The 14,380-nt window shown below is 70.9% G+C and carries 13 protein-coding genes; 9 read left to right on the top strand and 4 right to left on the bottom strand.

Features of this window, described 5'->3' with window-relative positions; genetic code table 11:
- Window positions 1-4: 4 nt before the first annotated feature.
- Entirely contained in the window at window positions 5-1,243 is a 1,239-nt protein-coding gene (locus tag QO011_RS39820; protein ID WP_307285471.1) for a M16 family metallopeptidase, read from the top strand.
- A 25-nt stretch (window positions 1,244-1,268) separates the two neighbouring features.
- Complete coding sequence (locus QO011_RS39815; protein ID WP_307285469.1) at window positions 1,269-2,126, top strand: TIGR01459 family HAD-type hydrolase; 858 nt, start codon at window positions 1,269-1,271, stop codon at window positions 2,124-2,126.
- Between the two features lie 5 nt (window positions 2,127-2,131).
- Here QO011_RS39815 and QO011_RS39810 read toward each other — a convergent pair whose 3' ends face one another.
- Both QO011_RS39810 and QO011_RS39805 read right to left on the bottom strand, forming a co-directional pair.
- A complete protein-coding gene (locus tag QO011_RS39810) occupies window positions 2,132-2,770 on the bottom strand; it encodes a chemotaxis protein (protein ID WP_307285467.1) in 639 nt (212 codons plus the stop codon).
- 58 nt (window positions 2,771-2,828) lie between these two features.
- Complete coding sequence (locus tag QO011_RS39805; RefSeq protein ID WP_307285464.1) at window positions 2,829-3,212, bottom strand: response regulator; 384 nt, start codon at window positions 3,210-3,212, stop codon at window positions 2,829-2,831.
- Between the two features lie 210 nt (window positions 3,213-3,422).
- Here QO011_RS39805 and QO011_RS39800 point away from each other — a divergent pair, with 210 nt between their 5' ends.
- The 4 genes from QO011_RS39800 to QO011_RS39785 all read left to right on the top strand — a co-directional run bounded on the left by QO011_RS39800 (window position 3,423) and on the right by QO011_RS39785 (window position 8,892).
- Window positions 3,423-4,346 (top strand): bifunctional riboflavin kinase/FAD synthetase, encoded by a 924-nt coding sequence (locus QO011_RS39800; protein WP_307285461.1) that lies wholly within the window; start codon window positions 3,423-3,425, stop codon window positions 4,344-4,346.
- A gap of 395 nt (window positions 4,347-4,741) precedes the next feature.
- A complete protein-coding gene (gene ileS, locus QO011_RS39795; protein ID WP_307285459.1) occupies window positions 4,742-7,723 on the top strand; it encodes an isoleucine--tRNA ligase in 2,982 nt (993 codons plus the stop codon).
- A 4-nt stretch (window positions 7,724-7,727) separates the two neighbouring features.
- Window positions 7,728-8,228, top strand: coding sequence for a signal peptidase II (gene lspA, locus QO011_RS39790; protein ID WP_307285456.1), 501 nt, complete (start codon window positions 7,728-7,730; stop codon window positions 8,226-8,228).
- Between the two features lie 28 nt (window positions 8,229-8,256).
- Window positions 8,257-8,892 (top strand): hypothetical protein, encoded by a 636-nt coding sequence (locus tag QO011_RS39785; protein ID WP_307285453.1) that lies wholly within the window; start codon window positions 8,257-8,259, stop codon window positions 8,890-8,892.
- A 246-nt stretch (window positions 8,893-9,138) separates the two neighbouring features.
- Here the strand turns inward: QO011_RS39785 and mutL are convergent, their stop codons facing one another.
- A complete protein-coding gene (gene mutL, locus QO011_RS39780; RefSeq protein ID WP_307285450.1) occupies window positions 9,139-10,935 on the bottom strand; it encodes a DNA mismatch repair endonuclease MutL in 1,797 nt (598 codons plus the stop codon).
- A gap of 137 nt (window positions 10,936-11,072) precedes the next feature.
- Here mutL and QO011_RS39775 point away from each other — a divergent pair, with 137 nt between their 5' ends.
- From QO011_RS39775 to QO011_RS39765, 3 genes are all read left to right on the top strand, one after another.
- Window positions 11,073-11,291: a hypothetical protein gene (locus QO011_RS39775; RefSeq protein WP_307285448.1), complete on the top strand. Its 219-nt coding sequence runs from the start codon at window positions 11,073-11,075 to the stop codon at window positions 11,289-11,291.
- A gap of 153 nt (window positions 11,292-11,444) precedes the next feature.
- Window positions 11,445-12,320, top strand: coding sequence for an AraC family transcriptional regulator (locus tag QO011_RS39770; protein WP_307285444.1), 876 nt, complete (start codon window positions 11,445-11,447; stop codon window positions 12,318-12,320).
- Window positions 12,321-12,373: 53 nt separating this feature from the next.
- A complete protein-coding gene (locus QO011_RS39765) occupies window positions 12,374-13,507 on the top strand; it encodes a serine hydrolase domain-containing protein (protein ID WP_307285442.1) in 1,134 nt (377 codons plus the stop codon).
- 18 nt (window positions 13,508-13,525) lie between these two features.
- Here QO011_RS39765 and QO011_RS39760 read toward each other — a convergent pair whose 3' ends face one another.
- Window positions 13,526-14,377, bottom strand: coding sequence for a patatin-like phospholipase family protein (locus QO011_RS39760; RefSeq protein ID WP_307285439.1), 852 nt, complete (start codon window positions 14,375-14,377; stop codon window positions 13,526-13,528).
- Between the last annotated feature and the right edge of the window lie 3 nt (window positions 14,378-14,380).

The raw sequence follows: 14,380 nt of genomic DNA, 5'->3' as shown, positions 1-14,380 counted from the left end.
CATCATGGTCCAGCGCATCCATTCTCCCAACGGCATCGAGGCCTGGCTGGTCGAGGACTACGCGGTCCCGATCGTCGCCGTCGACTTCGCCTTCCGCGGCGGAGCCGCCCAGGACCCGCCGGAGCGGCCCGGCCTCGGCCAGATGATGACCTCGCTGCTCGACGAGGGCGCCGGCCCGCTCGATGACCAGGCCTTCCAGCTCCGCATCGAGGAGAATGCGGTCGAATTGTCGTTCCATGCCGGCCGCGACTATATGGCGGGCTCGCTGCGCACCCTGGCCGGCGGGCGGGCCGAGGCCTTCGACCTCACGCGCCTCGCCGTCACCGTGCCGCGCTTCGACCCCGACCCGGTCGAGCGCATCCGCCAGGGCATGCTGGCCAATCTGCGCCGCGAGGCCTCCGACCCGCACAGCATCGCCTCCCGCGCCTTCACGGCGGCGCTCTATCCCGGCCACCCCTACGGCAGCTGGCCGCACGGCACGCTGGAGAGCATCGGCGCCGCCTCGCGCGAGGAGATCGCCGTCCATCACGCCAGGCTGTTCGCCCGGGACAATCTGGTGGTGTCGATCGTCGGCGCCATCACGGCCGCGGACGCGGCGGCCATGCTGGACACCGTCTTCGCAGCCCTGCCGGCGCGGGCCGGGCTCAGCCCGGTGGCGGAGGTGGCGCCCGCCGTCGCGACCGATCGCCGGCTGATCGACCTCGACGTGCCGCAGACCGTGCTGCAGCTCGCCACGCCCGGCGTCAAGCGCAGCGATCCCGACTACATGGCCGCCTATATCGCCAACCATATTCTCGGCGGCGGCTCCTTCTCCTCGCGCCTGTTCCAGAAGGTGCGGGAGGAGAAGGGCCTGGCCTATTCCGTCTCCACCCAGCTCGCCTGCTTCCAGCATTCGGCCTATGTCGCGGGCGGCGTCGCCACCAGCAACGACCGCGCGGCCGAGAGCCTGGCGATCATCGAGGCGGAGATGGCGGAGATGGCCGCGCAGGGCCCGACCGCCGACGAGCTGGAGAACGCCAAGAGCTACATCACCGGCTCCTACGCCCTGCGCTTCGACACCTCGGCCAAGATCGCCAACCAGCTCACCCATATCCAGCTCGAGGGCCTGGGCAGCGACTATATCGAGCGGCGCAACGCCCTGGTCGAGGCGGTGACGCCGGAGGAGGTCCGGGCCGCCGGCCGGCGCCTGTTCGGCGAGGGCAAGCCCTTCGTCACCGCAGTCGGCCGGCCCGAGCGGCTGTGAAGCCGCCCCCATCGGACGCATGATCATGACCCGCATCATCACCGGCCTCGGCGAGGTCGCCGGCGCCTACGACGCCCTGTTCTGCGACATCTGGGGCGTGGTCCACAACGGCCACGCCCTGTTCTCCGGCGTGGCCGAGGCGCTGGCCGCCTTCCGCGACCGGGGCGGCGTGGTGGTGCTGGTGTCGAACGCGCCGCGCCCCGCCGGGAGCGTGGCCCCGCAGCTCGACCGCCTCGGCCTGCCGCGCCGGGCCTGGGACGCCATCGTCACGTCGGGCGACGTGGCGCGCAGCCACGTGGCGGCGCAGGCCGGCAAGGCGCTGTTCCATCTCGGGCCGGAGCGCGACCGGCCGCTGTTCGAGGGCCACGACATCCGCTTCGCCGGCGAGGAGGCGGCCGAGGTGATCGTCTGCACCGGCCTGTTCGACGACACGGTGGAGACGCCCGAGACCTATCTGCCGATGCTGCGCCGCTTCCTCGCCCGCGGCGTGCCGATGATCTGCGCCAATCCCGACCTGGTGGTCGAGCGCGGCGGCACCATGATCTATTGCGCCGGCGCCATCGCCGACGCCTATGAGACGCTCGGCGGCCCGGTCGTCACCTGCGGCAAGCCGCACAGGCCGATCTACGATGCCGGCTTCGCGGTGGTGGAGACGGCGCTGGGGCGCCGGGTCGAGCCCGGCCGGGTGCTGGCGATCGGCGATTCCGTGCGCACCGACCTTGCCGGCGCCGCCGCCATCGGCTGCGGCGCGCTGTTCGTCACCGGCGGCATCCATGCGCTCGAGGCCGGCCACGGCGCCGCGCTCGACGAGGCGGCGCTGCGCACCTTCCTGGCGGAGCAGGGGGTGGCGCCGGACTGGGCGATGCCGCACCTCGTCTGGTAGGGGCTTCAGGTGAAGAGGGCGTCGATGGCGTCCTGGGAGCTCGCCTCCGAGCGCGCCTGCGGGCCGTGCAGCAGCAGCGCCCTGGCTCGCTCCTCGCGCCGGCGTTCGGCCTCGTCGGCATAGCCGGCCGCATCCCTGGCGTTGATGGCCTGGGCGAAGCGGGTGACGCGCGCCTCGATCTGCTGCAGCGTGTCGACCACCTTGCGAACGCGCTGGCCGGTGATGTCCTGGAAGGAGCAGGCCTCGAACAGGAGGATCATCTTGTCGTCGACGAAGGCCTTGTAGGCCTGCGCGTCGGAGGCGTCGGCGGCCATGATCGCCTCGGCGCATTCCATGATCGTGTTGGTGGCCTCCGCCGTCGACTGCACGATCAGGTCGAGCTCGCGGCCGGCGGCCGGGATGCGGCGCGACTTCAGGTCGTTGGCCTGCAGCGCCCCGATCTCCGCCTTCATGGTGGTGATGTAGTTGGCGATCTCGCGCAGCTCGCGATAGATCGCCGTGTCCATCGCCTGGAAGAAGGCGGTGAAGCTCTCGGCGGTGATCTCGGCCAGCGCCACGACGTCGGTGAGAGAGACTTCCTTTTCGCGGCGTTCGCGAAGATAGGCGATGACGCGCTCGAAATGGACGCTCTCCGCTGCCGACATTCCTTCCCCCCGCCCGGTGCCGGGCTTTGTCGTATCGTCCGCCGCGGCCATCGCCGTCTCAGGCGCCGAAGACGGCGTCGATCTTCGACTTGAGCGTCTGGGCGTTGAACGGCTTGACGATGTAGTTGTTCACGCCGGCCTTCTTGGCGGCGATGACGTTCTCGGTCTTCGATTCGGCGGTGACCATGATGAATGGGGTGGATCTCAGCTGGTCGTCGGAGCGCACCTCGCGCAGCAGCTCGTAGCCGGTCATCGGCTCCATGTTCCAGTCGGAGATGACCAGGCCGTACTTCTTGGCCTTGAGCTTGTTCAGGGCCGCCGAGCCGTCGGAGGCGTCGTCCACATCCTCGAAGCCGAGCTGCTTCAACAGGTTGCGGATGATGCGGATCATGGTCTGGTAATCGTCGACCACCAGGATCGGCATCGAAAGGTCTACTGCCATCACCCCTGCTCCCGGCCCCCTCTGGAGCGCTGCACGATACGCCTGCTGCCGATCGGAGATCGCCCGCCTTGCCCGTGGGGCGGGGGTCCGAACCGGACATGACGCTACTGTCGCCCCTTGAAGATCGGGTTAACGCAATCCTCCGGCGCCTGCCTTGACGCGGCCGCGAGCGCCCGTCACGGTGCCGCCTCTAGAAACCAGACTGCCCGCATGCCCTTCCAGACCTTCGACGACCCGGCCGGGCTTCCCGACCATCTCATCGGCGCAGCCGTCGCCATCGGCAATTTCGACGGGGTGCACCGCGGCCATCTCGCGGTGATCGAGGCGGCGGAGGCGCTGGCCAAGGGCCGGCCGGCGATCGCCCTGACCTTCGAGCCGCATCCGCGCAGCGTCTTCCGCCCGGACGTGCCGCTGTTCCGCCTGACGCCGCCGGCCATGAAGCTCTTGCTCCTGGAGCGCGCCGGCCTCGCCGCCGCCGTCACCATGACCTTCGACCGCGCCTTCGCCGGCATCACCGCCGAAGCCTTCCTGGAGGAGCTGGTGGTGGGGCGCCTCAAGGCCCACGCCATCGCCGTCGGCTACGACTTCCATTTCGGCAAGGACCGGCGCGGCACGCCGGAGTTTCTGGTGCATCACGGCCGCTCGCTCGGGCTCGACATCGCCATCGTCGCGCCGCTGTCGGAGGACGGCCGGGCGATCTCCTCGTCCGCCATCCGCACCATGCTCGCCGAGGGCGACGTCGCCGGCGCCAACCGCATGCTCGGCCGCGAATGGTCGGTGCTCGGCACGGTCGAGCACGGCCACAAGCGCGGCCGCCTCCTCGGCTTCCCCACCGCCAACATGCAGCTCGACCCGCAATGCGCCCTGCGCTTCGGCATCTATGCCGTGCGCGCCACGGTCGACGGCGTCGTCCGTCCGGGCGTCGCCAGCTTCGGACGGCGGCCGACCTTCGACAACGGCGCGCCGCTCCTGGAAACCTTCCTGTTCGACTTCGACGGCGACCTCTACGGCAAGACCATCGAGGTCGCCTTCGTCGGCTGGATCCGCGGCGAGCAGAAATTCGCCTCGGTCGATGACCTCGTCGCCCGTATGAACGAGGACAGCCGGCTGGCGCGGGCGCTGACGGCGGGCTGATGCTGCCTGTGTCTCGCCGGAACCTCTCCGTCATGGCCGGGCTTGTCCCGGCCATCCACGCGACCATCGGCGGTGCAGGAACGACCTCCGGCCGCGGCGAGAAGGCCGCAGTTGCGTTCCCCGCGAAATCGAATTCGATTTCGCTAGGGATGGCCGGGACAAGCCCGGCCATGACGGCGCGGGTGGAGCTGTCCCCACGGCGGCGCAGGCCGGCGAGCCCCACACGCCCTTTCACGCTTTATCCCGGCCCGCCCGCCTGCTATGAGGCGGGCATGACGATTTTGCGGCGCATATCCCGAATTACCGTCCCGGCTTCCGCGCGCGGGCTCGCCTGAGCCCCGCGGAAGGTCCGGGCTCGCGCCGCCTTTCCCCATCCGCACGACGGACGATCATCGATGACCGCCTCCAACGCCCCTGTCGACGAGGGCTTCGACTATTCCAGGACGCTGTTCCTGCCCAGGACCGAGTTCCCGATGCGTGCCGGCCTCCCGCAGAAGGAGCCGGAGATCCTGGCGCGCTGGCAGAAGGGCGACCTCTACCGCCGCCTGCGCGAAAGCGCGGCCGGCCGGCCGAAATTCGTGCTGCACGACGGGCCGCCCTATGCCAACGGCAACATCCATATCGGCCATGCCCTCAACAAGATCCTGAAGGACCTCGTCACCCGCTCGCAGCAGATGCTGGGCTTCGACAGCAACTACGTGCCGGGCTGGGACTGCCACGGCCTGCCGATCGAGTGGAAGATCGAGGAGCAGTACCGCGCCAAGGGCCGCAACAAGGACGAGGTGCCGCTGGTCGAGTTCCGGCGGGAATGCCGCGCCTTCGCCGAGCACTGGGTCGACGTGCAGCGCGAGGAGTTCAAGCGCCTGGGCGTGGAGGGCGACTGGGCCCATCCCTACCTCACCATGACCTACGCGGCCGAGGCGCAGATCGCCCGCGAGCTCATGGCCTTCGCCCTGACCGACCAGCTCTATCGCGGCTCCAAGCCGGTGATGTGGAGCGTGGTGGAGAAGACCTCGCTGGCCGAGGCCGAGATCGAGTATCACGACCACGTCAGCGACATGATCTGGGCGGCCTTCCCGGTGACGGCCGGCGCGGCCGGCGATCTCGCCGCGGCCTCGGTGGTGATCTGGACCACCACGCCCTGGACCATCCCCGGCAACCGGGCGATCGCCTATTCCAGCCGCGTCGCCTACGGCCTCTACCGCGTCACCGCTGCCCCGGACGGCAATTGGGCCAGGGTCGGTGCCACCTATGTGCTGGCCGACAAGCTCGCCGCCGAGGTGTTCAAGGCCGCCAAGGTCGAGGCCTTCGAGCGCCTGGCCGACGTGAGCGCCGCCGCGCTCGCGGGCCTTTCCTGCGCCCATCCCCTCAGCGGCTTCGGCGGCGGCTACGGCTTCGCCGTGCCGCTTCTCGACGGCGAGCACGTCACCGACGAGGCCGGCACCGGCTTCGTCCACACCGCGCCCGGCCATGGCCGCGAGGACTTCGACGTCTGGATGGCGAACGGGCGCGAGCTCGCCGCGCGCGGCATCGACACGCGCATCCCCTACACCGTCGACGGCGACGGCTTCTACACCGACGAGGCCCCCGGCTTCGGCCCGGCCGCGACCGGCGGCCATGCCCGGCGCGTCATCACCGACAAGGGCGAGACCGGCGACGCCAACAAGGCGGTGATCGAGGCGCTGGCGGCGGCCGGCGCCCTGGTGGCGCGCGGCCGGCTCAAGCACCAGTATCCCCATAGCTGGCGCTCGCGCAAACCGGTGATCTTCCGCAACACCCCGCAATGGTTCATCGCCATGGACAAGGGGCTCGGCGACGGCACCACGCTGCGCGGACGGGCCCTGACCGCCATCGCCGAGACGCAGTGGGTGCCGGCGAGCGGCGAGAACCGCATCACGGGCATGATCGCCAACCGGCCGGACTGGGTGGTGTCGCGCCAGCGCGCCTGGGGCGTGCCGATCGCCGTGTTCGCCCGCGACGACGGCACCATCCTCAAGGACGAGGCGGTCAACCGCCGCATCGCCGACGCCTTCGAGGCCGAGGGCGCCGACGCCTGGTATCAGCCCGGCGCGGCCGAGCGCTTCCTCGGCAACGGCTACGATCCGGCGGAGTGGAAGAAGGTCGACGACATCCTCGACGTCTGGTTCGATTCCGGCTCCACCCATGCCTTCACCCTGGAGGATCCCCGGCACTTCCCCGGCCTCGCCGGCATCCGCCGCAAGGTCGACGGCGGCGGCGACACGGTGATGTACCTGGAGGGCTCCGACCAGCATCGCGGCTGGTTCCACTCGTCCCTGCTGGAGAGCTGCGGCACGCGCGGCCGCGCGCCGTTCGACGTGGTGGTGACCCACGGCTTCACGCTCGACGAGCAGGGCCGCAAGATGTCGAAGTCGATCGGCAACACCGTGGCGCCGCAGGACGTGATCAAGCGCTCCGGCGCCGACATCCTGCGCCTGTGGGTGGCGACCACCGACTATTGGGACGACCAGCGCATCGGCCCGGAGATCCTCAAGACCGTCGAGGAGACCTATCGCAAGCTGCGCAACACCATCCGCTGGATGCTGGGCACGCTCGCCCATCACCGGCCGGGCGAGGCGCTCGACATCGCGGCGCTGCAGCCCTTCGAGCTGGAGCGGCTGATGCTGCACCGCCTGGCCGAGCTCGACGTCCTGGTGCGCGAGGCCTATGCCGCCTACGACTACAAGCGCGTGCTCGCCGCCGTCTCGGCCTTCATGACCTCGGACCTGTCGGCCTTCTATTTCGACATCCGCAAGGACGCGCTCTACTGCGATCCCGCCTCCTCGCCGAAGCGCCGGGCGGCGCTCGCCGTGGTCGACCGGCTGTTCGCCTGCCTCGCCGCCTGGCTGGCGCCGGTGCTGGCCTTCACCGCGGACGAGGCCTGGACCGAGCGCTACGGCGCGGAAGCTTCAGTGCACCTTGAGACTTTCCCGGATGTGCCGGCCGCCTGGCGCGACGATGCCCTGGCCGAGCGCTGGGAGACGATCAAGCGCGTGCGCCGCGTCGTCACCGGCGCGCTCGAAGTGGAGCGGGCGGCCAAGCGCATCGGCTCCTCGCTCGAGGCCGCGCCGGTCGTCGCCATCGCCGATCCGGCGACGCGGGCGGTGATCGAGAGCGTGCCCTTCGACGAGGTCTGCATCGTCTCCGCGTTGAGCATCGTGCCCGGCGAGGGGCCGGCGGAGGCCTTCCGGCTCGAGGGGGTCGACGGCATCGCCGTGGTGCCGGCGCGGGCGCAGGGACGCAAATGCGCCCGGTCGTGGAAATATTTCGATCCGGCCACGGCCGATCCGGCATTTCCCGACATCACCCCCCGCGACGCGCAGGCCATGCGCGAATGGCAGGCCGCGGAGAGCCTTTGATCCCATGACATCCCTCTTCCGCGGACCTCTCACCGCGCTCGGCTTCACGGTCGCGGTCCTCGCCGCCGTGATCGATCAGGCGCAGAAGCTGTGGACGCTGTTCGTCTTCGACATCGCCGACCGCCCGCCCGTCGAGCTGACCTCGTTCTTCGAAGTGATCCTGGTGCGCAATTACGGCGTCTCCTATGGGTTGTTCCAGCAGGACAGCGCCGTCGGCCGCTGGGCGCTGGTGGTGTTCACGGTGCTGGCGGTGGCGCTGCTGTCGGTCTGGCTCGCCCGGACCGAGACGCGAATCAGCGCGGTGGCGCTCGGCCTGATCATCGGCGGCGCCGTCGGCAACGCCATCGACCGCGCCGCCTATGGCTATGTCGCCGACTTCTTTCACTTCCATGTCGGCAGCTTCAGCTGGTACGTCTTCAACCTCGCCGACGTCGCCATCGTTGCGGGCGTGGCGCTCCTCCTGTATGAAGCGGTCTTGGGCAAGGGGCGGCCAGGCGCAGCTTGAAGGGGCGTCTCCAGCTTTTGAGGTTGATATGCAGACAACCACCTTGCGAGTTCTGATCGTGGCCGGCGCTCTGGCGTCGACGGTTTCCTTCGGCGGAACCGCCCAGGCCCAGGAACTCAGCAACTTCATAGGCAAGGTGCTCGGTTTTACCGACGACTCGCCGCAGATCAACTATTCCGAGCGCGCGCCGCTGGTGATTCCACCCAAGCGCGACATGCGCCAGCCCGCGGCCAACCCGGCGCAGGCCGATCCGTCCTGGCCCAAGGACCCGGACGAGAAGAAGCGCGCCAGGCTCGCCAAGGAAGAGTTCACCCGCGGTCCCGGCGAGGGCAATGCCCAGCGCCTGACGCCGGAGGAGCAGGCCGCCGGCGTGCTCGACGGGCCGAGCCGCGACCAGCGCACCCCCTCGCAGATCAATTACGACTATGATCACGCTTCGCGCGCGGTCAGCCCGGTGGAGCTCAACCGCAAGACCGCGCTCGGCCAGTCCTCGGACAGCGCGCCGCTCGTTCCCGGCGTCGAGCCGCCGCGCCGCTCGCTGATCGAGCCGCCGTCCGGCCTGCGCGTGCCGTCGGCCGCCGCGCCGCTCGGCGGCAACGAGCCGCTGCCGTCCGAGGCGGAGGAAGAGGCCAAGAAGGCTTGGTACCAGAAGCTGTTCGAGTGAGCCTCGGGCATCGTCCGGGTAAATGCTTCAAACGCGACGTCAGCCAATCCCCTCTCCCTTGCGGGGAGGGGTAAGGGGTGGGGGTGCTGCAGGATAAGGCGCGCTCTTCATCGGTGAGTGCCGGCTCGGTCCTGAAGCGTCGAGTTCTACGCCCGCGACCCCCACCCTTTATCCCTCCCCGCAAGGGGGAGGGAAGACCCAGGCGTCGCGCCCAGTCCGACACGCGGACGTCCTGCTCAAACCGCCTCAGCGCCGCCCGAACAGGGCTTCGAGATCGGCGAGCTTCAGCGACACATAGGTCGGCCGGCCGTGGTTGCACTGGCCGGAATTGGGCGTTGATTCCATTTCGCGCAGCAGCGCGTTCATCTCGGCTGGCTGCAGGCGGCGCCCGGCCCTGACCGAGCCGTGGCAGGCCATGGTGGCGGCGACATGGTCGAGCCGCCGCTCCAGCACGATCTCCGAGCCCCATTCGGCGAAGCCGTCGGCGAGGTCGCGCACCAGCCTGGCCGGGTCGGTGTCGCCGAGCGCGGCCGGCGTCTGGCGCACCAGCACCGCCCCGGGCCCGAACGGCTCCAGCACCAGCCCGAGGCTGGCGAGGTCGTCGGCCTTGGCGCCGAGCCGCTCCACGTCGGCGGGATCGAGCTCCACCACCTCCGGGATCAGCAGCATCTGCGCGGCGACGCCCGAGGCGGCGCGCTCGCGCTTCAGCCGCTCATAGACCAGGCGCTCGTGCGCGGCGTGCTGGTCGACCAGCACCACGCCGTCGCGGGTCTGGGCCAGGATATAGGTCTCGTGCAGCTGCGCCCGCGCCGCGCCGAGCGGCCGGTCGAGCGCGTCCGGCTCCGGCGGCGCCGTGCCGGCACGCGCATCGGCGGACGGGATGGCGAGGCTCGCGAACGCCGCCTGTGCGACCTCGCCGAAGCCGGGGGCCGCCGCCGGCGCCGCGGGCGAGGCGCGCCAGTCCCAGGCCGCCGCCGGCGCGGCGTGGTGGACGGCGGCGCCGGCGCTGCGGGCGAGCAGGCCGAGCGCCGCGGTGCCGTTGCTGCTGGTCGCCCGGCCCGATTCGCGCTCGAGGGCGGCGCGGATCGCCGAGACGATCAGGCCGCGCACCAGGCCGCCGTCGCGAAAGCGCACCTCGGCCTTGGCCGGATGGACGTTGACGTCGACCTCGCGCGGCGGCAGCTCCAGGAACAGGGCCAGCACCGGAAAGCGGTCGCGCGGCAGATGGTCGGCATAGGCGCCGCGCACCGCCCCGACGAGCAGCTTGTCGCGCACCGGCCGGCCGTTGACGAAGAGGTACTGGTGCTGGCCTGTGCCGCGGTTGAAGGTGGGCAGGCCGATCCGCCCGGTGAGCCGCACCCGCTCGCGCTCGGCCTCGATCGCCACCGCATTGTCGGCGAAGTCGGCGCCGATCACCGCGGCGAGGCGCTGGCCGAAATCCGCCGTCGCCGCATAGGTCACGGGCTGGTGGTCCTCGCCCGCCAGGGTGAAGGCGATGTCGGGGTGGGCCATGGCCAGGCGCTTGACCACGTCGGCGACGGCGGCGGCCTCGGTGCGCTCGGTCTTCAGGAACTTGAGGCGGGCCGGCGTGGCATGGAACAGGTCGCGCACCTCGACGCGGGTGCCTGCGGTCAGGGCCGCCGGCTTGACCGCGCCCTTGGCGCCGGCGTCGACCTCGATGGCGACGCCGTGCTCGGCGCCGGCCGCCCGCGTGGCGATGGCGAGCCGCGACACCGAGCCGATCGAGGGCAGGGCCTCGCCGCGGAAGCCGAGGGTCGAGATGGCGAGGAGGTCGTCGCCGGGCAGCTTGGAGGTGGCGTGGCGCTCGACCGCCAGCGCCAGATCCTCGGGGCTCATGCCGCTGCCGTCGTCGACGATGCGGATCAGGCGCTGGCCCCCGCCGGCCGTCACCACCTCGATGCGGGTCGCGCCGGCATCGATGGCGTTCTCGACCAGTTCCTTGACCGCGCTCGCCGGCCGCTCCACCACCTCGCCGGCGGCGATGCGGTCGATCAGCACTCGGGGCAGGGCACGGACGGGCATGGCAGGGGCTCGTGGAGGCGACTCGGCCCCACTATAGCATCCCCGCGGTCGCCGCCGCCGGTCTTCGCGCCGCCGCGGGTTGCCTCCGCATGCCTGCCCGGCTAACCTCGCGCGGTTTTCCCGGGGATCACCGCATCATGGACACGCGCATCGAAGAGATCTCGCTGTCGCTGGAAGCGCTGGCGCGCCGGACGCCCGACCGGTCCGACCTTTTCCGCCAGGCGACCGCATCCCATCCCGACGCCAGCCCCGTCGAGATGCGGCGGGCGGCGCTCTATGCCGTCACCGACCCCGACCGCTCCGACACCGAGCTGACCCTGCGCCTCTACGACCTCGCCCACGCCTTCCGGCAGTGACCGCCCTCGGAGGGTGACGGGACCGCCGAGGCGGGTCGCCGGCGGCATTCGTCCTTGGCCTGGAGGGCAGGCCGTCGCACGGGTGCCGGACCGGCGAAAAACAGCAAGCCGTGCACCGCGTGGTCGGGGCGAAACGGCTATGGTCCGCCCGCCATGAAGCCGAGCACGGAAGAGAGCTACAACGGCCGGATTGCGCGGGTGATCGAAGCCATCCTGGCCGACCCCGGCGCCGAGCACAGCGTCGAGAGCCTGGCGTCGGTCGCCCATCTCTCGCCGTTCCATTTCCATCGCATCTACCGCGCCCTGACCGGCGAGCGCGTCGCCGAGACCATCCAGCGCCTGCGTCTGGCGCGGGCGGCGCTCCAGCTCAGGGATGCTGCCGACAGCGTGACCGCCATCGCCCTCGGCGTCGGCTACGACAGCCCCCAGGCCTTCGCCCGCGCCTTTCGGGGCTTTGCCGGCATCAGCCCGAGCGAATTCCGCACGCGCCAGTTCGATCTCGCGAAGCCGCCGGGCGGGTCCGCGCCAGGCGCGGATGGCACCCGAACCATCGACGGCGGCGACGTCGAGTTGGTCGAGCTTCCGCCCAAGCAGGCGCTGTGCCTGCGGCACCGGGGGCCGATCGCCTCCATCAGCCTGACCTATCGTCGGCTCTGCGTGGCGTTGGGCCTCGACAGGGCCAGCCCGCGCGAGCAGATCGGCATCTGCATCGGCGATCCCGAGGAGCCCGAGAGCTTCGGCTATTTCGCCGGCATCGTGCCGGCGACGCCGACGGCGCCGGCCGGGGACCTGGAGGCCGTCGCCATCGCGGGCGGGCTCTACGCCTCCTACCGCCTCGTCGGTCCCTGGTCGTTGATCGCGCCGACCTTCCAGAGCCTGTTCGGCGGCTGGCTGCCGCAGAGCGGCTACGATCCCGACAACCGGCCGGCCCTGGAGCTCTATCGCGATCGCTCGCGGCCCGGCGCCCGCCAGGACTGCGTCACCGATCTCCTGATCCCGATCCGCCGAAGGCGGCGAGGCGAGGGGTGAGTCCGGACGCCCCGAGCCATCCACGTCCCCTTCCATCGATAGGAGGCCACCCCATGTTGCGGACCCTGATCCTGGCGCTCGGCGCCGTGCTGGCGATTGGCGGGCCGGCCGCCGCGCAGGCGGCCTGCGGCGCTCCCGGCCCCCAGGCCGACGGCTGGGAGACCGCCGACCCTGCGAGCGTCGGCCTCGATCCGGCCGCACTGTGCCGGCTGGCGAGCCGCTTCGCCGCATGGAAGGAAGCCAATGTCCATGCCGTCCTGGTGGCGCGGCACGGCCGCCTGGTCTTCGAGCAGTATTTTACCGGCTCCGACCAGCAATGGGGCCAGCCGCCCGCCGACACCACCTTCGGGCCGTCCGTTCCCCACGACCTGCGCTCGATCACCAAGAGCGTCGTCTCGCTCCTCGTCGGCGTCGGCATCGACAAGGGGTGGGTGCACGACATCGACCAGCCGGTTTTCTCCCTGCTGCCGGACTATGCCGATCTCAGGACGCCGGAGAAGGAGCGCATCACCCTGCGCGACCTGCTCACCATGTCCGCCGGCCTCACCTGGAGCGAGGACCTTCCCTACAGCGACCCCAAGAACAGCGAGACCGGCATGGACACCGCCGCCGATCCCTGCCGCTACGTGCTGGAGCAGCCCGTCGCCGATCCCGCCGGAACGGTCTGGACCTATAGCGGCGGCTCTGCCGCGCTGATCGCCTGCGTGCTGCGCAAGGCGACGGGCAAGACGATCGACGAGCTGGCGCGCACCGCCCTGTTCGAGCCGCTCGGCATCACCCATGTCGAATGGGCGCGCTATCCCCGGACCGGCGAGCCGGTGGCGGCCTCCGGGCTCAGGCTGCTGCCGCGCGACACGCTGAAGTTCGGCCAGCTCGTGCTGGACCACGGGGCCTGGCACGGACACCAGATCGTGCCCGCGGCCTGGGTCGACGCGGCGGTCTCGCCGCAGATCAACGGCCCCGGCTCGGTGTTCTACGGCTTCCAGTTCTGGCTGGGCCGCTCGCTGGTCGCCCGCCGCGAGGTCGACTGGGTCGCCGGCATCGGCTATGGCGGCCAGAGGCTGTTCATCGTGCCCTCGCTCGACCTGACCGTCCTCATCCATGCCGGGCTCTATGCGAGCCCGCGGCAGGATTGGGTCGGCACTGCCGTGCTCAACCGCTTCGTCCTGCCCGCGACGACGCCGTGAGACCCCTGCGGCGGCTGGTCATGCCTGCTCCAGCACCGTCGCCAGCCGGCGCTTCAGATCCTCCTTGGCGGGCTTCGCCAGGCGGACGATGACGCTGACCTGGAAGAAGTCGAGCACCTTGAACAGGTCGACATTCGGCCTGACCAGGATGTCGGCGGGATGGTGCGCCAGCGTCTGCTCGATGATCGTGCCCTGCATGATCTGCAGCGCTCCGAACATCGCCTCCCAGGGGCTCGGTGGGCGCTCGCGCGCCGGCTGCACCGGGCCGCCGGTGACGTCGACCGCCACCACCACGTCGGCCTCCGCGCGGACGTGCTCGATCGGCAGCGGGTTGACGGCGCCGCCGTCGACCAGCACGCGCCCCTCGATCGTCACCGGCCGGATCAGGCCGGGAATCGCGATCGAGGCCGCCACCGCCCGGCGCAGCGGCCCCGTCTTGAAGGCCACCTCGTTGCGGGCGTAGAAGTCGGTGGCGACCACCGTCAGCGGGATGGCGCAGGCCTCGAAGCTCGGCGCCACCGCGTCGGGCAGCAGCAGCTCGCACAGCACTTCCGGGTCGATCAGCAGCGGGTTGCCGAAGCCGGCGAAGAGGTCGGTGAAGCGTCCGGCGCGCGCTTCCATCACCTTGCCGAGCAGGCCGCGCCGGTCGCGCAGCGCGGCGACGGTGAGGTCGTGGATCTCCTTGCCCGTCAGGCCCGAGGCATAGGCCGCGGCGAAGATCGCGCCCATCGAGGTGCCGGCCAGCGCCACCGGCCTGACGCCGAGCTCGTCCAGCGCCTCCAGCATCGGGATATGCGCCAGGCCCCGCGCCCCGCCGCCGCCGAGCACGACGCCGACGCTCGGCGAAGAGGAGAGCCTGTGCTGCGCCATCGC

Source organism: Labrys wisconsinensis, from assembly GCF_030814995.1.
GTDB lineage: Bacteria > Pseudomonadota > Alphaproteobacteria > Rhizobiales > Labraceae > Labrys > Labrys wisconsinensis.
Note: the sequence above shows the minus strand (reverse complement) of the source record. Positions and strands in the feature narration are given on the sequence as shown.